Source organism: Clostridium sp. DL1XJH146, assembly GCF_054819755.1.
Map to the genome: position 1 here is coordinate 1 of NZ_JBTVVN010000185.1, position 234 is coordinate 234.

Here is a 234-nt window from a genome sequence, read left to right on the forward strand (position 1 = left end):
TGAACATCCACGAGGGTGAGCAGTACAAGGTCTCGGACATCAAGCTGACCGGCGAGTTGCTCGGCAAGCAGGCCGAGATGGAGAAGCTCATCAAGCTCAAGCAGGGCGATGTCTTCTCGTCGGCCAAACTGTCGTCGACCACGAAGTCGATCACCGATCTGCTCGGCACGTATGGCTACGCTTTCGCGACCATCAACCCGCAGCCGCAGATCAACCAGACGGATCGTACGGTAG

The 234-nt window shown here is 58.1% G+C and carries 1 protein-coding gene; it reads left to right on the plus strand.

The window, feature by feature from the left end; genetic code table 11:
- Positions 1 to 234: POTRA domain-containing protein (locus tag ACVHXK_RS19025; protein WP_461207961.1), on the plus strand; the 234-nt coding region annotated here is incomplete at both ends.